Consider the following 17,335-nt stretch of genomic DNA (forward strand, 5'->3'; position numbering starts at 1 on the left):
ACGGCGGGCGGGCTCCCCAACGATGGAAGTCCCCGGACACGCTGGAGTAACCCCCTCCAGCCCAGTCCCGCTCGATCACCCCCCGCCGCCGCATCGGTCGCTGGCCATGCGCCCTTTCCATGCGACGAGGTGAGACAAGGATACGGGAGGTTTCAGCGCAGCGGCGGTTGTGACGCTGATTTTTGTGCAGCGCGTTGAAAAAGCTGGAGTTTCGCGCGCGCCGAGCGGGGATAGAGCCGCGCCGATCCCCGCGAGGTCTTCCTTCTCCCCTTGCGGGAGAAGGTGGCCTGCAAAGCAGGTCGGATGAGGGGTCGAAAGCCCTGTCCGGAGAGTTCTGAGAGACCCCTCACCCGACCCCACGTCGTGGGGCCACCCTCTCCCGCAAGGGGAGAGGGATCGCGCGCCAAGCCCGCCTTCGCCCACGAAGGGCAGCCATCCTTACATCTCACGGCGAGACGATCGCCGGGCTGCAGCCTCCAAGAGATGTAAGGTTCGCACCGACCCCTGCGGGTCGGCTTTCGACCCGTTGCGGACGTTTGTTGGTGCCTTAGCCGAGCTCCGCGACACCCTCGGCTAGCGCGAAGAGGGTAAGCAAACCAAGCAGAAGCATCACCACGACATAGCCTGCCAGATTTTCCCGGCGACGGATGAAGTGAGGCTTCCACGGAGAGCCGCCGACGCACACCGCGCCTGACTTGAGGCCGAACGCCCACATTCCTCCAAACAGGGCGGACACCAGAAAATAGAAGATGGGCATCGCAAAACTTCCGGCGCTATTGGCGTCGCACTGTAGCTAGACGTTGTTCCGCTAACCACCCTAAGCCGGCCATCGGCGTTGTCCGCCGCCAGGCTCGGCCTCCCCCTCCGCAAAACCCCTTAGGCGGCGCTCCCTATTTGCGCGCGGGCCGGCAACCGCTTAATCCGCTGGGCATGACCGACGCCCTCTCCCTCGACCAGAAGAAAGCCACCGCCCGCGCCTGGTTCGAAAGCCTGCGCGACCAAATCTGCGCCGAATTCGAGCGCCTGGAGGACGAGGCCCCCGCCGACCTCTATCCCGGCCAGCCCGGCCGGTTCGTCCGCAAGCCGTGGGACCGCGAGGCCGGCGGCGGCGGGGTGATGTCGATGATGCACGGCCGCCTGTTCGAGAAGGTGGGCGTCCACTGCTCGACGGTGTTCGGGACCTTCACCCCCGAAATGGCCAAGAACATGCCCGGCGCCGACGAGGACCCCCGGTTCTTCGCCACCGGCATCAGCCTGATCGCGCACATGACCAATCCGCGCGTGCCGGCCGTGCACATGAACACCCGCTTCATCGCCACCACGAAGAGCTGGTTCGGCGGCGGCGGCGACCTGACCCCCCTGCTGGGCTACCAGCGCCGGCAGGACTTCCCCGACGCCATCGATTTCCACGCCGCCTACCAGCGCGCCTGCGACGCCCACCATCCCGACTGGCACGCCAAGTACAAGGCCTGGTGCGACGAGTACTTCTTCCTGCCCCACCGCAACGAACCGCGCGGCATCGGCGGCATCTTCTACGACCACCACGACAGCGGCAGCTGGGATCGCGACTTCGCCTTCACCCAGGACGTGGGCAAGGCGTTCCTGGAGATCTATCCGCAGCTGGTCCGCCGCCGCATGGGCGAGGCCTGGACCGCCGACGAGCGCGAGCAGCAGCTGATCCAGCGCGGCCGCTACGTGGAGTTCAACCTGCTCTACGACCGGGGCACGATGTTCGGGCTGAAGACGGGCGGGAACGTGGAGTCGATCCTGAGCTCCATGCCACCCGAGGTGAAGTGGCCGTAGGACACTCAAAAACTCCGCTCATCCCGGCGAATGCCGGGACCCAGATGGAATGGCTCTGAGCCTGACGCCATGAGCGCCGAGCCCTTCCAATCATCCTCAACGCCATAGGATCTGGGTCCCGGCATTCGCCGGGATGAGCGGAATTTTGGGGCCTAAACCGGCGGCCAGGTGGGCACGCCGCCCTTCAGGAAGTTCGCCGCGAACCTGGCCACCTGCTCCTGGGTCTCCCCGTCCGGGACCGAGGCCTTGCCCGGCGGGAAGTAGTTGCCGTGGTCGTATTTCGGATCGTTCGGCACGGTGAAGCCCCGCGCGGTGGGCTTGTGGGTACGCGGCCACTTGGCGCCGTAGCGGCCCAGGGCCCCGGCCAGGTCGTCGTCCTTGTCGCCGAAGAAGACGTGGCCGGCCCAGTCGCCGATCGGATAGGCCAGCTTCAGCACCATGTCCTCCAGCGAGGCCAGCCAGGTCAGCTGGTCGCTGTTGGCCACGGTGGTGTTGTAGGGCCGCTCCAGGCTGTCGGCGTCGGTGGCCGCCGCCGTCAGGCACACCCGCGAGGCCTTGCGGCTGAGCCCCGCCACCGCCTCCTGCGTCAGCCGCCCGCCCAGGCTGTGGGACAGGAAGCAGAAGTCGGCCGCCCCGTTCAGGACGGTGTTGGCGAACCGGGCCACGGCCTTGCCGCCGTTGACCGCGTCGCGCCACTCGCCCGGATAGTTGATCGCCGGAATGATGAAGTCGCCCGGCCACAGCACCCCCACCATCAGGAAGTGGGACGGCAGCAGGGGGACCAGCTTCTCCTCCAGCCGCGCCAAGGAGCACAGGCCCTTGGCGTAGGAGATGTTGAAGCCGTGGACGGTGAACACCACGGTGCGTCCGGCCACGCGCGCGGCCGCCTCGCTGTTGGTCAGCGAGCGCATCATCGGCTTGGCGGCCTGACCGTCGCCCTCGATCAGGTAGGGATCCTTGCGCAGGCCGCCGCCGACCGCCTCGTAGCGCAGATTGACGTAGAGACTCATGACCCGCCTCAGCCGTCGCGCGGCTTGACCGCCCGGGCGGCGGCCGTCAGGGCGCCGACCAGGTCCTTGGCGATGGGCGCGATCGGCACGGCCAGCAGGCCCACCAGGGCCGCCACGCGCAGGTCGATGGGCGCGGTCGGCGTGCTGAGCAGGTAGCCCGCCCCTACGGCCAGGACCACGGCGATGGCTCCGGCCAGGGCCCGGGCCTTGTTGCGATAGGCCTGCTCGGCCAGGTCGAAGGCCGCGTCCAGCCGCGCCTCGACCGACGACTCGACCCGTCCGATCAGGTTGATCTCGGGCTCGCCCAGCGGCGCGCCCTTGGACAGCTTGTCGGCCGCCTTGCTGAGCGCCGCCGGATCGACATTGCCGATGCCCGCCAGCTGCTCGGCGGTGTCGGCGTTGAGGCCCAGCCGCACCAGCGAGCGGATCGCCCCCACCTGGTCGTCACGGTCGCGGCCATTGATCCAGTGGGCCATGATCACGGCCTCCCACTGGTCGCCGGCGGCGCGGGCCAGCACCTTGTCGAACAGGCGCAGCACCTTGCGGATGTGGTTGAAGCCGACGCGCGAGACCCCGCCGCCGGGTATGGCCTTCATGACGTCGACCAGGGCCATGGCGGCCAGGCCCAGGCCGCCTGTCGCGGCGATGGTCGCCAGCACGTCGTCGAACTTTTCCATGCGTCCCCCCACCCGAATGGAGGAACGATACGGCGGATTCTCAGGATTGCATACCAGCGTTACGCAATCGATCCGAGCAGAGGCCTCAGGCCTTGGGGCACTTAGCGCCGGTGTCGATCCAGGCCTGGATCAGCGCGCCGAACTCCGCCTGGCTGCCTGGAGCGGGTTTACGGCCCTCGCCAGGGTTCCAGGCCCAGCCCACCAGGTGGTCTTCGGCCATGTGGTGGTGCAGCTCGGCCAGGCTGCGGCCGCCGTTGCGGGCGGGGTTCTTGATCTGGGCGCAGATGGCGCCCAGCGACTTGCCCTGCCAGGCCATTTCGATGGGGGCCAGGGCCCACTTCGGGTCGCCCGGGATCGACTTGATGTTCACCCCGTAGGTCGGGACGTTGGCCGGGCCGTGGCACGACGAACAGGGCAGGCCCACCGGCCCGTGGCCGCTCTGGCCCGCCACCATCGGCGGATTGTGCGGATGGCGGTCGTCGCCCTGGGTGGGGGCGCGCTGGACCGGGTGGCAGTTCATGCAGCGCGGGCTCTCGATCACCTTGCCGGCTTCCGTGAACAGGGCCACCGAGCGGGCGGCCGGATCCTTGATCGACACGAAATCGGCGGGGCTCTTCAGACCCTCGGCCGGAGCGGCGGGCTTGGTCTCGGGCGCGGCCAGGCTGACGCTGGACAGCAGCGCGCCTCCAAGCATCAGCGAACCGGCGGCCAGCACGATGGTGACGGCTTTCATGATCCCGATCTCCCGCGTTTCACCCGCAACGGCCAGGGTGCGCCCAAGGTTGCCAGATTTCCGACGGCCAGGCTTCAAGTTCCTTGGCTTAGAAAGGCCTCGATCCAGGCGGCGACGCGGCTCCGGTCGTTGGCCGCCTCCAGACTGGCCACCGCCGCGTCGGCCTGGGCCTGCGAGAAGCGGCTGCCACGCCGGGCCTCGATCAGGGCCCGCGCATAGGCCGGATCGAACTCGGGGTGGAACTGCATCGAGATGGCCGGGCGGTCGTCATAGACCAGCACCCCGGCGGGGGTGAAGGCGCTGCCCGCCACGGCCCGCGCGCCGGGCGGGATCACCACCACCTGGTCCTGGTGCGAGGCGGGGATCGCGACCTTGCCGGCGACCTCGCCCATCCACGGCTGGGGCTCGGCGATGTCGTAGGCGTGCAGCCCCACGCCCCAGCCCTTGTCGGACTTGACCACCTTGCCCCCGAACGCCTCGGCCATCACCTGGTGGCCGAAACAGACCCCGACCAGGGGCTGCTCGCGCGCCTGCACCAGGAACGCCTTCAGCGGCGCGATCCACGGCAGGTCGTCATAGACCCCCGCCGCCGAGCCGGTGACGATATAGGCGTCGCACTCGCCCGGATCGGCGGGCAGATGTCCGGCCTGGACGTCGTAGGTGACGTAGGTGTGCCCGGGGCCGAGAAGATCCTGGAACATCAGGCCGTAGCGGCCGAACTCGGGCTGCAGGGCTTCAGGCGGTTCGCCGGTCTCGAGCAGGCCGATCTTCATGGGGGCTCCGGGCGCAGCGGGTGATGAGCGGCATTTGTGGGCGCGAACGGCTGAGTTCAAGATTCCTTCTCCCCTTGCGGGAGAAGGTGGCCTGCGAAGCAGGTCGGATGAGGGGTCGAAAGCCCTGTCCGGAGAGTTCTGAGAGACCCCTCACCCGACCCCACTTCGTGGGGCCACCCTCTCCCGCAAGGGGAGAGGGAGATCGTGCGTCCTAGTACACCATCCCCTGCGCCACGGCCTTCAGGCGCTCGATCGCCGAGAACTTGTCTTCGATGAAGTCCTGGTCGATCCACCAGATCTCGACCTCGCGCATCACCTCGCCGACCATCGGGCCCTTGGGCACCCCGGCCTTCAGGACCTCCTCGCCGGTCAGGGGGAAGGCCGGCGGCGTCCAGCTTTCGCCCAGGGCCAGCAGGCCGCGCCATTGCGGGGTGGTGGCCGTGCGCCCCGCCCCGGCCCAGGCCAGCTTCACCCGGTCGCTGAACACCTTCACCCCCAGGGCGTAGACCGCCCGGCGCGTCTCGCGCGGGCTCATCCACGAGACGATGCGCGGCGACTTGCCCACCGCCTCGACCAGCCGCTCCTTCAGGGCGTTGGACAGGCGCAGGCGCTCGGCCATCTGCTCGGCGATCTTGGGATCGTCGGGGATCAGCGAGGCCAGGCGCAGCTCGGGATCGTTCTCGAACAGCTGCTCGGTCTCGATGGTCATCAGCCCCTCGAACCGGGCCAGCGATTTGACGAACGGCAGGATCGAGGACAGCACGCTGGTGGCCGCCATCATCCGCAGGGCGTGGCGCGGGTCGTCGGCCGCCAGCAGCTTCAAGAGCTCCTTCTGGGTGCGCTCGGCCGCGCGGCCCTCGACCATGCCCTTCAGCGCCTTGCAGGCGGCCAGGGCCTTCTGGTCGGCCTCGCCCTTGCCGTACCAGGCGTAGAAGCGGAAGAAGCGCAGGATGCGCAGATAGTCCTCGCGGATGCGGGTCATCGGGTCGCCGACGAACACCACCCGCCCCTCGCGCGCGTCGTTCACCCCCTCGCCGGTCGGGTCGTACAGCCGGCCGTGGATGTCGACATAGAGGGCGTTGAAGCGGAAATCGCGGCGCTCGGCGTCCTGATCCCAGTCCTGGGTGAACGACACCACCGCCCGGCGGCCGTCAGTCGAGACGTCGCGGCGCAGGGTGGTGATCTCGTAGGACTTGCCGCCGGACAAGGCCGTGACCGTGCCGTGGTCGACGCCGGTGGGGATGGCGCGCAGGCCCGCGTCGCCCAGGGCCTCGATCACCTGGTCGGGCGTCAGGGTGGTGGCGATGTCGATGTCGTCGATGGGCTTACCCATCAGGGTGTTGCGCACGCAGCCGCCCACGAACCGCGCGCAGCCCGGAAAGCCCCGGGCCTCGAGCGCGGCGATCACCGCCTGGGTTTCCGGCAACGCCATCCAGGGCGTTATGCCTATGGTCTCGGTGCTCACGCGACTCCCCCACTGGTACGCAACACGTTCCCCGCGCGCGGGGCGACGCATTTCAGACGATTATCGCGAGGGGACAAGCCCGTTGAGAAGCTTAACCATAGATTTCTCCGTGGTTTACCTAACGGAGACTAGCGGTCGTCGGATGTTTCGTCCGGCGCGTGGAGCCGCTCGTACAGGCCCCGCAGCATGCCCGCCGTCGCGCCCCAGATGAACCGCTCGTTCCACGGCATGGCGTAGAAGAACCGCCGCTCGCCGTCGGGCAGGTCGCGGTGCTGGCGCTGGTGGTTGGAGGGATCCATCAGGAAGGCGAACGGCGTCTCGAAGACGTCGGCCACCTCGTCGGGGCTGGGGACGAAGGTCGCGGCCGGATCGACGAAGCCGACCACCGGCGTGACGTGGAAGCCCGTCACCGTGCGATAGCCGTGCAGCAGACCGGCCAGGGTGACGAACTTGGGATCGAGCGCGATCTCCTCCTGGGCCTCGCGCAGGGCCGTCTCCCACGGCGTCTCGCCCGGGTCGCAGCGGCCGCCGGGAAAGGCGATCTGGCCGGTGTGGCTGCGCAGGGTGTCGGCCCGGCGGGTCAGCAGCACCGACAGGCCGTCCTCGTGCTCGACCAGCCCCACCAGCACCGCGGCCGGGCGCAGGGCATGGGGATTGTCGGGGCGCAGGGTCGGATTGAGGTCGAAGTCCGAACGCGGGGCGTCCAGGGCCGGATCGTAGTCGCTGATCGGATCCAGCTTGCCGGCGATCCAGGCGCGACGTTCGTCTCGTGTCAGGCTCACGACCGATGCGCCCCGGCCGGGGCGATGGGGAACCAGGCGCCGTTCGAAGACACGCCCAGGCGCGGTCCTTCGGGCGTGTCGCGCTCGGTCGCCAGCTCGGCCAGCTCGTAGAACACCGCCCGGGCGATCAGGGCCTCCAGGCCGCGCCGCACGTGCACATAAGGCCGGGGCTCGCCGGTGGCCGGGTCGGTCTCGACGCGAATGGGATTGTCGGGACCCGCCTCGACCTCGTCGCCGACATTGGTCTGGAAGCGCAGGGTCTCGCCCACTTGGTCCACCCGCGTGGCGATGAACGGCGCGTCCTCGACCTGGATCTTCAGCTTCTCGACGGGCGTGACCAGGTGATAGCCGTCCGGGTCCAGCCGCAGCACGGTGGAAAACAATCGCACCAGGGCCTCGCGGCCGATGGGCGTGCCCTCGTGGAACCATACCCCGTCCTTGCGGATGCGGATGTCGATGTCGCCGCAGTGCTCCGGATGCCACAGATGCACCGGCGGCAGGCCGCGCCGGCCGGCTTCCTTGGCGGCGGCGGTCACGCCTGCGAGGCCAGAGGGGGTCGGGTCAGCGGTCATGGGTTTCAGGTAGGCCAAGCGGGCGTCGGGCTCAAGGCTCGCTTCGCGAGCCCCCTCCGGCCCTCTGGGCCACCTCCCCCAGAGGGGGAGGATCTGTCGCGGCGCAAATGCTCCCCCTCCGGGGGAGCTGTCGCGTAGCGACTGAGGGGGTCTTCAGCCGATCCGGATCGCCCCCGCCAGTCCCAGCTCACCGCCCTCGACCAGCGGCTTGACCAGCACGCGGCGCTGATCCGCTGGACCCGGCATGATCGCCTTCGACACCGGCGCGGCGGTGAAGCCGATGCGCGAGAAATAGGGCGCGTCGCCCACCAGCAGCACCGCGCGCCAGCCGGCCTTGGCGGCGGCCTCGCAGGCGGCCTCGACCAGGGCCTGGCCCAGGCCGTGCTTGCGCTCGCCGGCGTCGACGGCCAGCGGGCCCAGGAAGGCGACGGGGACGCCGCCCACGGTCACGGGCCACAGCCGCACGCTGCCGATCACCCGGCCTTCGTGCAGAGCCACGAACGAGCAGTCGTCCAGCTTGTGGTTGCCCTCGCGCAGGCGCTCGGACGACTTGGCGAAGCGGCCCGGCCCGAAGGCGCGGTCGACCAGCACCTCGACGGCGCGGGCGTGCTCGGGGCGCTCGACGATGACCGAGGGCGGGATGGACGAAGGGACGACGGCGGAAGACGACATGGCGCTAAACGATCCGGAACACGAAGGGGGACATAGCCCCGGATCGTGACGCGGCCGAGACGGCCGCCACCGGGGCGTTCAGTAGCGGACTCCGGTCCGCGCGGCGCAGGTTCGTCGCAGGCGTCGCATGACGTCCTTCCTCATTCCGAGGGGCGCGAAATAGGGCCTAGGGCGCTTGCCGTCAACGAAATCAACAGAGCTATCAAACAAACGCGATTGCGGCAGCGCTCGGTCGGGGACATGGTCCGCGCCCGATGACCGACCTCCCCCCCGATCCCGACTCCGTCCCGTCCGCCATAGAGGCGACCGACACTTCGATGCGCGCCCTGCTCAAGCAGAACGACTTCCTGTTCTTCTGGGTCGCGCGGTTCCTGGCCACCCTGGCGGTGCAGATCCAGGGCGTGACCATCGGCTGGCAGGTCTACACCCTGGCCCGCGAAACCGGGCACAACGAGGGCCAGGGAGCCTTCCTGCTGGGCATGGTGGGGCTGGCCCAGTTCATCCCGCTGTTCTTCCTGACCCTGACCGCCGGCGAGACCGCCGACCGCCACGACCGCAAGGCCATCGTCGGGGCGGCCATCGGGGTCGACATCCTCTGCGCCGGCGCCCTGGGCTTCCTGGCCTGGTCGGGCCACACGGCCCTGTGGCCGATCTTCGCCGTCGCCGTGCTGTTCGGCGCCGGCCGCGCCTTCCTGTCGCCGGCCTCCAGCGCCATGGGGCCGATGCTGGTGCCGCGTCCGCTGCTGCCGCGCGCCATCGCCTGGAACTCGCTGTCCTGGCAGAGCGGCTCGATCATCGGCCCGGCCCTGGGGGGCCTGCTCTGCGCCATCTCGCCGGCCACCGCCTTCGCCACCTCGGCGGGCCTGTTCCTGGTCGGCGGCCTGTGCCTGCTGGGCATCCGCCAGTCGACCAAGCCGGTCGTCCAGCCAGGCTCGCGCTGGACCCTGATCAAGGAAGGCCTCGTCTATACCTGGCGCAACAAGATCGTCTTCGGCTCGATCTCGCTGGACCTGTTCGCCGTGCTGCTGGGCGGGGCCACGGCGCTCTTGCCGGTGTTCGCTCGCGATGTGCTGCACGTCGGGGCCGAAGGCTTCGGCATCCTGCGCGCCGCCCCGGCGGTGGGCGCCACCCTGGTGGCGATCTTCCTGGCCAGCCACCAGATCCGCCGCCACGCGGGCCTGCTGATGTTCGGCGCCGTGGCGCTGTTCGGGGCGGCCACGGTGGTGTTCGGCCTGTCGAAATGGACCTGGCTGTCGGTCGGCGCCCTGGCCGTGCTGGGCGGGGCCGACATGATCTCGGTCTATATCCGCCAGACCCTGGTGCAATTGGTCACCCCCGACCCCATGCGCGGCCGCGTCGCCGCCGTCTCGGGCCTGTTCATCAGCGCGTCGAACGAGCTGGGCGAGTTCGAAAGCGGCGTCGCGGCGCGCTTCCTGGGCCCCGTCGGCGCGGCGGTGTTCGGCGGCGTCGGGGCGCTGATCGTGACCGGGGCGTGGGCGAAGATGTTCCCGGAGCTGCGCAAGGCGGATCGGCTGGAGTAACCCCCTCCGGCCCTCCGGGCCACCTCCCCCAGAGGGGGAGGATCTACGCCCAGCAATGCTCCCCCTCTGGGGGAGCTGTCGCGGAGCGACTGAGGGGGGTCTACCGCCCTGCCAGCTTGCGCAACGCATCCCCCGTCATCCGCCGCACGGTCCACTCGTCCATCGTGGCCGCGCCCAGGCTGTCGTAGAAGGCGATGGACGGGGCGTTCCAGTCCAGCACCGCCCATTCCAGCCGGCCCAGCTTCTCGTCCACGCAGCGCCGCGCCAGATTGGCCAGCAGGGCCTTGCCCGCGCCCGAGCCCCGCGCCGTCGGACGCACGAACAGATCCTCCAGATAGATCCCGTGCCGGCCCACGAAGGTCGAGAAGTTGTAGAACCACAGCGCGAAACCCACAGCCTCGCCGTCGATCTGCGCGATGTCGCAGAAGGCCTTGGGATTTTCGCCGAACAGCGCCACCGTGACGTCGTCCTGCGTGGTCGCCACCTCGTCGAGCAGCTTTTCGTACTCGGCCAGGTCGCGGATGAACCCCAGGATCAAGGCGCTGTCCTCGGGGACGGCCGGGCGGATGGTGACGGGCATATGGCGGTCTCTTCGGACTATCTGGATTTCGTGCTCGAGCAGCTCGCCCCGGTCGGACCGCTGACCCATCGCGGGATGTTCGGCGGAGTCGGGCTCTACGCCCAAGGCCTGTTCTTCGCCCTGATCGACGACGACACCCTCTATCTCAAGGGCGACGAGGCCCTGCGGCCCGACTTCGAGGCGGCCGGCAGCACCCAGTTCGCGCCGTTCGGCATGAGCCCCATGGCCTACTGGTCCGCCCCCGCCGAGGCGCTGGACGAACCGGACCTGATGGTCGACTGGGCGAGGCGCTCTATCGCCGTGGCGGCGGCGAGGAAGACGCGGCCTCCGAAATAATTCGCTCATCCCGGCGAATGCCGGGACCCAGATCCTATGGCTGTGTGGATGATTGGAAAAGCTTGGCGCTCATGGCGTCAGGCCCAGAGCCATTCCATCTGGGTCCCGGCATTCGCCGGGATGAGCGGTGTTTGAGTTACCCGATCACCACGCCGGGCGGCGGGACGCTGTCCTCGGGCACGAAGAAGTCCGGCATCAGGGTGGCGGTCGGGTCCACGCGATACTTGTCGAAGTCGCGCACGCCTTCGCCATACAGGAACGTGTCGTCGATCACGAACTGGCCGGTGAATTCGCGAGACGGCTTGAGGAACATGGCGTGGGCGGCGTCGGCCATGATCTCGACGGTGCGGCAGTGCTTGAGGCCTTCCTCGCCGGTCAGGGCGAACTGGATAGCGGCGGTGGCGATGGCGGTGCGGGGCCACAGGGCGTTGCAGGCCACGCCGTCGGCGCGGAACTCTTCCGCCATGCCCAGCATGCACAGGCTCATATTGTACTTGGCCATGGAGTAGGCCACGTGCGAGGCGAACCAGCGCGGATTGAGGTCCAGCGGCGGCGACAAGGCCAGGATGTGCGGATTGGCCGACTTCTTCAGGTGGGGCAGGCAGATCTTCGAGGTCAGGAACGTGCCGCGCCCGTTGATCTGGTGCATCAGGTCGTAGCGCTTCATGTCGGTGGCCAGGGTGCCCGTGAGCGAGATCGCGGACGCATTGTTCACGCAGATATCGATCCCGCCGAAGGTCTCGACCGTCTTGTCGACGGCGGCCTGGACGCTGGCCTCCTCGCGCACGTCGACGATCAGCGGCAGGGCCTTGCCGCCGGCCGCCTCGATCTCCTCGGCGGCGCTGTAGATGGTGCCCGGGAGCTTCGGGTGGGCCTCGGCGGTCTTGGCGGCGACCACGATATTGGCCCCGTCGCGGGCGGCGCGCAGGGCGATGGCCAGGCCGATGCCGCGCGAGGCGCCGGTGATGAAGAGGGTCTTTCCAGCGAGGGTGGTCATGCTTCTGCTCTCGATGCGGTTCTGGCCAGGATGACCCCGGCGGCGACGAAGCCCAGGGCGAAGCACCAGGCGGCCAGGCGGTGCGCCAGACCCTGATCCTTCAGGACCAGACCGGCAAGACCGATGACGAAGGCGGCGATCCACAAGGACGCGGCCATGCGGAAGGGGCCGCGTTTCAGCAGCAGCGCGGCGCCCACCACGACCATGCCGATCGACCAGATCGCCGAGGCTATCGTGTAGGACGCCTCGCCCCAGATCCCCGCCGCCGAGGTGCGCACCAGCAGCACCCCGCCGACGGCGATCACGAAGCCCAGCAGTCCCAGCCAGCCCATGACCCGCCCGGCCACCGACTGCACGCCCAGCATGCCGAAGAGCAGCAGCACGTCGATCAGCACATAGGTCGACAGCTTCAAGGGCTGGCTCAGGTGCGGATAGAGGGCCGGGCCGACGATGTCGATCAGCCCGCCCAGGATCGCGGCGACGCCCGCCAGGCGCCACACGGTCTGCTGGCGCATCAGGCCGCGTCCGCCCCGGTGGTCTCCACCGACAGGGCCCACAGCCGCTCGGCGGCCTCGGGGTCCAGCGCATGGGGCATGACGCCCGACCAGCCGGAGGTCTCGCCCCAGGGCGCGGCCTCGTGCAGGTCTTCCAGATAGAGCCCGCCGACGCCGTCCAGCTCGGCGCCGACGGCGGCCCAGACGCTGGTCGAGGCGCCCTGGGCGGGGGTCTTGAAGCCGTCCAGGATCTTGCCGTTCTCGTCGATCCAGCCCATCGCCCGCTGCTCCTCGATGGGCAGATGGCGCTGCAGCGGGGTCATGATGCCGCCGGGCATGACCGAGAAGGCCCGCACATTCCGGTCCTTGAAGCGCTTGTCGAAGCCGACCGCGAACAGGGCGTTGGCGGTCTTGGCCTGACCATAGGCCTCCCACTTGTCGTAGGGATGGCTGCGGAAGTGCGGGTCCTCGAAGTTCATCGGCGCGCGGCGGTGGCCGATCGACGACAGCGACACCAGCCGCGAGCCCCAGCCCGATTTCGCGCCCTCCACCAGGTTCGGGGCCAGCAGCACCGACAGCAGGAAGTGGCCGAAGTGATTGGTGCCGATCTGCATCTCCAGCCCGTCCTCGGTATAGGCGAGCGGGCAGGCCATGACCCCGGCGTTGTTGATCAAGAGGTTCAGCGGCCGGTCGCCCCAGCGTTCGGCGAAGGCGCGGATCGACTTGAAGCTGGAGAGGTCCAGCATCGACCAGCTGGCCTTGGCGCCCGTGGCGACAGCGTCGATCTCGGCGACGGCGGCCTCGGCGAGGTCCGGCTTGCGCACGGCGATGACCACCTCGGCCCCGCCCCCGGCCAGGGCCTTGGCGGTCTCGATCCCGATGCCCGTGGCCCCGCCGGTGACGATGGCGACCTTGCCGGTCAGGTCCTGGCCGGCCACCACCTCGCGGGCGTCGGTATAGGGCCCGAAGGCGGATTTGATACGCTCGGCCATGACGTGTCGCTCCCTGATTTTATCGTTGAGGTGACGCTACAACTTCAGAGCCAGAATTCCCAAGGCGATCGCCACGAGCCGGGGACATGCACTTGTGCGTGTCCCCATCAAGAAGCGCCGTGCCGAGACTTGGGGACACGCACAAGTGCATGTCCCCGGCCGTGTCAGCCAACCTTCGAGAAATCCGGCGCCCGGCGCTCAGCGAAGGCCATGAAGGCTTCGCGCGCTTCGGCGGTCTGCAGGCGTTGGCCGAACAGCTCGCCTTCCTTGTCCATCAGGGCCGAGATCGCCTCGGCGTCGCGCATCAGGCTCTTGGTCACCGTCAGGGCGCCCAGCGGACGCTTGGCCAGCTGGGCGGCGGCCTCCTGGGCCTTGGCGCGCAAGCTCTCCAGCGGCACGCAGGCGTTGGCGATGCCCCAGGCCGCGGCCGTCTCGCCGCTGACCGCCTCGCCCAGGGCGAACATGGCGTAGGCGCGGGCGTGGCCGATGCGGGCCGGCAGCAGCAGGCTGGACGCCGCCTCCGGCACCAGGGCCAGGTTGACGAACGGCACGGTCAGCTTGGCGTCCGGGCTGGTGAACACAAGGTCGCAGTGCAGCAGCATGGTCGTGCCCACGCCCACGGCCTGGCCCTGGACGGCGGCGACCAGCGGCCGGGTGGCCTTGGCCAGGTTCTTCAGGAACCGCATCACGTGCCGCTCGCCGGTGAAGGCGCCGGTGGCCTGGGCGGCGAAGTCCTGCAGGTCGTTGCCGGCGCTGAAGCTGTCGCCGTCGGCCTGGAACACCACCACGCGGATCGAGGCGTCGGTCTCGGCCCGCTCCAGGCTGTCGGCCAGCACGCCGTACATGGCGTTGGAGAGGGCGTTCTTCTTGTCCGGACGGGCCAGGGTGATGGTCATCACGCCGGCGTCGACGGCGACCGAAACGTGGTCAGTCATGGGGGTCTCCTTTGGGGAATTTCGATTGCAGGCTGACCAGCCAGCGGGACACCACGGCGATCTCCTCGTCCGTGAAGCCCTCGGTGAGATGGGCGTTGAGGCCCTCGACCCCGGCCTTGGCCTCGTGCCGCGCCTGCTCGCCCTTGGGCGTCAGGTGCAGGCGGAAGGCGCGGCCGTCCTTGGGGTCGGGGCGGCGCTCGACCAGGTCGGCGCGCGACATGCGGTCGATCAGGCCGGTCATGGCCGAGGGGGCCAGGTCCAGGGCCTCGGCCGCCTCGCCGATCAGGGCGCCGTCCTTCTGGCCGAGCACGAACAGGGCGCCGGACTGGGCGGCGGTCAGACCGCCCTTGGCGGCCATCTTGGCCTCGACATAGCGCGTCACCCGGCGATGGGCGACGTTGAGCAGGAAGACGAGGCGACGATCGGGCGGCGTGGTCATGGCGCGGGAGATTATAGTTCGCGCACGAAATATCAAACGAATGTTTCGGTCAGAGCCAGGATCCGGCGGGCGGCCTCGACGGCGCCGTCCTCGCGGGCCGCGACCTCGCCCAGGCAGGCCGCCTCGACCACCAGACCCGCATCGTCCAGCAGCCTGTCGACGGCGAACGCAACGGCCGCGTCCCGATAGGCCCCGCGCGCCAGGCCCGCCCCGACGCCGAGGCGGGCGATGCGCGCGCCGTTGTCGAACTGGTCGCCCAGATGCGGCACGACCAGCTGGGGGCGGCCGGCCCGCAGGGCCTGCTGGGTCGTCCCCACCCCGCCCTGGTGGACGATCGCGGCGGCGCGCGGGAACAGCAGGGAGAACGGCGCATAGGCCACGGCGACGGCGTCGTCGGCCCCGTCGGCGACTGACGGGTCTCCGTCCGGCCCGACCAGCAGCACGGCGCGGCGGTCCAGGCGGCGGGCGGCCTTCAGGCTCTCGCGATAGAAGTCGCCCGGGATGTTCACCGCCGCGCTGCCCAGGGTGAAGACCAGGGGCGCGGGTCCGGCCGCCAGGAAGGCTTCCAGCGCCGGCGGCAGGATCGCCGGCCCGCCCAGGTCGCTGTCGTAGGGCGCGTAGCCGACGACCTCAAAGTTGTCGGGCGCGTCGGGCTGGCGCGGTCCCAGCAGCGGCGAATAGAGCCCCAGCGACAGGGCCGCCCCGCGCCCGGCGTCGAAGAACAGGTTCTTCCGGCTGGACGGCAGGTCCAGCTCCCGCCGCAGGACGTCGACCGGACGCGTCCAGCCGTCGGTGGTCGCCCGGCCGATGGCGATGGTCGCGCGATTGAGCCACAGGCGCGGCCCGCCGGTCGCCGGACCCAGCCACGGCGCCTTGGGCAGCAGCGGCGGGTCGTAGGCCGAGAACACCACGGTCGGCTGCAGGGCCACCGAGACGAAGGGCAGGCCCAGGGCCTCGGCCGCCGTCGCCGCCCCCACCGCGAAACTGCCGCCGACGATGGCGACCGCGCCGCGCGAGACCTCGATCATCTGGCGCGTGGCGCTGGCCAGGTAGGGGTTCATGATCTTCTCGAACAGGAAGGTGTCCGAGGCGGCGATGGCCTGGGTCAGCTGGGCCAGGTCCATGCCGAGGTCGGCGTGCAGCCGCGCAAGACTCGGCCCCACCTCGTGGAAGCCCAGCCCCTCGACCTCGACCTTGGCGCGGTACTCGGCCGAAGTGGCGATCTCGGCCGCGAAGCCGACGGCGCGCAGGGCCTTGCCCAGCGCCAGGAACGGATGCAGGTCGCCCAGCGACCCGGCGGTGGCGAGGACGACGCGGCGCAAGGGGCTCAGCCCGCCGCCCGATACCAGTTCACCCCGTCATCGTCGGCCTCGCGCATCGCCAGTCCCCGGCCCATCAGGCAGTTGAGGTGGGCCAGGGCCTCGCCGGTGGCCATGCCCAGCAGGTCCGGCCCGATGGGCCGGGCGAACAGGGCGCCGAACACGTCGACCACCCGCTTGGGTTCGGACAGCTTGCCGGCCAGGCGCGACAGGCCCCGCTCGTGGCCCGAGATCAGGCCGTCGATACGGGCGTGCAGCCCCCGGAACGGATCGTTGTGGGCCGGCAGCACCAGGACATCGTCGGGGACCGTGGCCTTCACCTTGGCCAACGAAGTCAGCCAGTCGGTCAGCGGGTCGGCCTCGGGCTCGGTGGGGAAGACCGAGACGTTCGAAGAGATCTTGGGCAGCACCTGGTCGCCGGAGATCAGCACCCCCAGGTCCTGGCACCACAGGCAGGCGTGGTCGGGCGAATGGCCCTGGCCCGTCACCACGCGCCAGTCGTGGTCGCCGATGCGGAACACCTCGCCGTCGACCATGCGACGATAGCTGTCGGGCAGTTGGTAGATGGCCTTGCCGAAGCCGCCGAACTTGGCCTTGTAGCCGTCGATCCCCTCGTCGTCCCAGCCGGCGGCGTGGAAGAACTTCACCCCGTCCTCGGGGGCCGCGCGGCCGGTGTCGGCCACCAGCATCCGGCACTGGAAATATTCCAGCCGCGTCATCCACAGGCGCGCGTCGAACTTGCGGGCGATCCAGCCGGCCAGGCCGACATGGTCGGGGTGGAGATGGGTGACGATCACCCGGGTGACCGGACGCCCGCCCAGGGCTTCGGCGAAGGCCGCCCGCCAGCCCTGTGCGGTCTCCTTGGTCTGGATGCCGGTGTCGACCACCGCCCAGCCCTCGCCGTCGGCGATGGCCCAGACATTGATGAAGCCCAGAGAGCCGTCCAGAGGCTGACGCAGCCACAGCACGCCCGGCGCCACCTCGACCGCCTGGCCCGAGCCCGCCTCAGGCGCCGTCTCGAACGGAAAGACCAGCTTGGGCCGGCGCGGCTCGGCGCCCTCTTCCCCGCCGACGGCCTTGGCCGCGTCCTCGATCCCGTCGCGCATGTCGCGTCCTCCGCCCAGATCGCCGGCCAGACAGCCGGCCAGACAGGCCGTCCGGGGCCTCGCCCCGCCTGTCGCCATGATTGCGCCCCTGTCGGACGACATCTTGACC

General features: G+C 69.7%; 20 protein-coding genes and 1 pseudogene. 4 read left to right on the forward strand and 17 right to left on the reverse strand.

Features of this window, described 5'->3' with window-relative positions; all coding sequences use genetic code 11:
- Positions 1–173: pseudogene (locus AC07OA_RS18710) on the forward strand (hypothetical protein); the annotation flags it as partial.
- A gap of 374 nt (positions 174–547) precedes the next feature.
- On the opposite strand, the gene AC07OA_RS18715 reads toward AC07OA_RS18710, so the two are convergent.
- Positions 548–757, reverse strand: coding sequence for a hypothetical protein (locus tag AC07OA_RS18715; protein WP_494665331.1), 210 nt, complete (start codon positions 755–757; stop codon positions 548–550).
- Between the two features lie 173 nt (positions 758–930).
- On the opposite strand from AC07OA_RS18715, the gene hemF reads away from it, so the two are divergent.
- A complete protein-coding gene (gene hemF, locus AC07OA_RS18720; RefSeq protein ID WP_494665332.1) occupies positions 931–1,803 on the forward strand; it encodes an oxygen-dependent coproporphyrinogen oxidase in 873 nt (290 codons plus the stop codon).
- Between the two features lie 152 nt (positions 1,804–1,955).
- Here hemF and AC07OA_RS18725 read toward each other — a convergent pair whose 3' ends face one another.
- From AC07OA_RS18725 to AC07OA_RS18760, 8 genes are all read right to left on the reverse strand, one after another.
- Entirely contained in the window at positions 1,956–2,813 is an 858-nt protein-coding gene (locus AC07OA_RS18725) for an alpha/beta hydrolase (RefSeq protein WP_494665333.1), read from the reverse strand.
- 8 nt (positions 2,814–2,821) lie between these two features.
- On the reverse strand, positions 2,822–3,490 hold the full coding sequence (locus AC07OA_RS18730; protein WP_494665334.1) for a hypothetical protein: 669 nt from the start codon (positions 3,488–3,490) through the stop codon (positions 2,822–2,824).
- Between the two features lie 85 nt (positions 3,491–3,575).
- Positions 3,576–4,223 carry an Isoquinoline 1-oxidoreductase subunit gene (locus tag AC07OA_RS18735; RefSeq protein ID WP_494665335.1) on the reverse strand — a complete coding sequence of 216 codons (648 nt, stop codon included), beginning with the start codon at positions 4,221–4,223 and terminating at the stop codon, positions 3,576–3,578.
- A gap of 74 nt (positions 4,224–4,297) precedes the next feature.
- Positions 4,298–4,996, reverse strand: a complete 699-nt coding sequence (locus AC07OA_RS18740; RefSeq protein WP_494665336.1) for a glutamine amidotransferase-related protein — start codon at positions 4,994–4,996, stop codon at positions 4,298–4,300.
- A gap of 211 nt (positions 4,997–5,207) precedes the next feature.
- Complete coding sequence (locus tag AC07OA_RS18745) at positions 5,208–6,461, reverse strand: CCA tRNA nucleotidyltransferase (RefSeq protein WP_494665337.1); 1,254 nt, start codon at positions 6,459–6,461, stop codon at positions 5,208–5,210.
- A gap of 128 nt (positions 6,462–6,589) precedes the next feature.
- Positions 6,590–7,237, reverse strand: coding sequence for a CoA pyrophosphatase (locus AC07OA_RS18750; RefSeq protein ID WP_494665612.1), 648 nt, complete (start codon positions 7,235–7,237; stop codon positions 6,590–6,592).
- Positions 7,238–7,239: 2 nt separating this feature from the next.
- Complete coding sequence (locus AC07OA_RS18755) at positions 7,240–7,815, reverse strand: DUF1285 domain-containing protein (RefSeq protein WP_494665338.1); 576 nt, start codon at positions 7,813–7,815, stop codon at positions 7,240–7,242.
- 153 nt (positions 7,816–7,968) lie between these two features.
- A complete protein-coding gene (locus tag AC07OA_RS18760) occupies positions 7,969–8,487 on the reverse strand; it encodes a GNAT family N-acetyltransferase (protein ID WP_494665339.1) in 519 nt (172 codons plus the stop codon).
- Between the two features lie 254 nt (positions 8,488–8,741).
- Between AC07OA_RS18760 and AC07OA_RS18765 the strand changes: the two genes are divergently transcribed.
- Positions 8,742–10,028, forward strand: coding sequence for an MFS transporter (locus tag AC07OA_RS18765; RefSeq protein WP_494665340.1), 1,287 nt, complete (start codon positions 8,742–8,744; stop codon positions 10,026–10,028).
- A 100-nt stretch (positions 10,029–10,128) separates the two neighbouring features.
- Here AC07OA_RS18765 and AC07OA_RS18770 read toward each other — a convergent pair whose 3' ends face one another.
- A complete protein-coding gene (locus AC07OA_RS18770; RefSeq protein ID WP_494665341.1) occupies positions 10,129–10,608 on the reverse strand; it encodes a GNAT family N-acetyltransferase in 480 nt (159 codons plus the stop codon).
- Here AC07OA_RS18770 and AC07OA_RS18775 point away from each other — a divergent pair, their 5' ends adjacent.
- Positions 10,609–10,944, forward strand: coding sequence for a TfoX/Sxy family protein (locus AC07OA_RS18775; RefSeq protein ID WP_494665342.1), 336 nt, complete (start codon positions 10,609–10,611; stop codon positions 10,942–10,944).
- 136 nt (positions 10,945–11,080) lie between these two features.
- On the opposite strand, the gene AC07OA_RS18780 is transcribed toward AC07OA_RS18775, so the two are convergent.
- From AC07OA_RS18780 to AC07OA_RS18810, 7 genes are all read right to left on the reverse strand, one after another.
- Positions 11,081–11,941: an SDR family oxidoreductase gene (locus AC07OA_RS18780; RefSeq protein WP_494665343.1), complete on the reverse strand. Its 861-nt coding sequence runs from the start codon at positions 11,939–11,941 to the stop codon at positions 11,081–11,083.
- A complete protein-coding gene (locus AC07OA_RS18785) occupies positions 11,938–12,456 on the reverse strand; it encodes a hypothetical protein (protein ID WP_494665344.1) in 519 nt (172 codons plus the stop codon). Before AC07OA_RS18785 ends, AC07OA_RS18780 begins: the two co-directional genes overlap by 4 nt.
- A complete protein-coding gene (locus AC07OA_RS18790; protein WP_494665345.1) occupies positions 12,456–13,427 on the reverse strand; it encodes an SDR family NAD(P)-dependent oxidoreductase in 972 nt (323 codons plus the stop codon). The genes AC07OA_RS18785 and AC07OA_RS18790 overlap by 1 nt, the downstream gene beginning before the upstream one ends.
- 164 nt (positions 13,428–13,591) lie before the next feature.
- Entirely contained in the window at positions 13,592–14,362 is a 771-nt protein-coding gene (locus tag AC07OA_RS18795) for an enoyl-CoA hydratase (RefSeq protein WP_494665346.1), read from the reverse strand.
- A complete protein-coding gene (locus AC07OA_RS18800; RefSeq protein ID WP_494665347.1) occupies positions 14,355–14,801 on the reverse strand; it encodes a MarR family winged helix-turn-helix transcriptional regulator in 447 nt (148 codons plus the stop codon). Before AC07OA_RS18800 ends, AC07OA_RS18795 begins: the two co-directional genes overlap by 8 nt.
- A gap of 32 nt (positions 14,802–14,833) precedes the next feature.
- The gene (locus AC07OA_RS18805) at positions 14,834–16,123 is read right to left on the reverse strand and encodes a nucleotide disphospho-sugar-binding domain-containing protein (RefSeq protein WP_494665348.1); all 1,290 of its coding nucleotides are present in this window, start codon (positions 16,121–16,123) and stop codon (positions 14,834–14,836) included.
- Between the two features lie 5 nt (positions 16,124–16,128).
- Positions 16,129–17,226 (reverse strand): MBL fold metallo-hydrolase, encoded by a 1,098-nt coding sequence (locus AC07OA_RS18810; protein WP_494665349.1) that lies wholly within the window; start codon positions 17,224–17,226, stop codon positions 16,129–16,131.
- Positions 17,227–17,335: the final 109 nt, after the last annotated feature.

Source organism: Caulobacter sp. GW821-FHT09B08, from assembly GCF_059418225.1.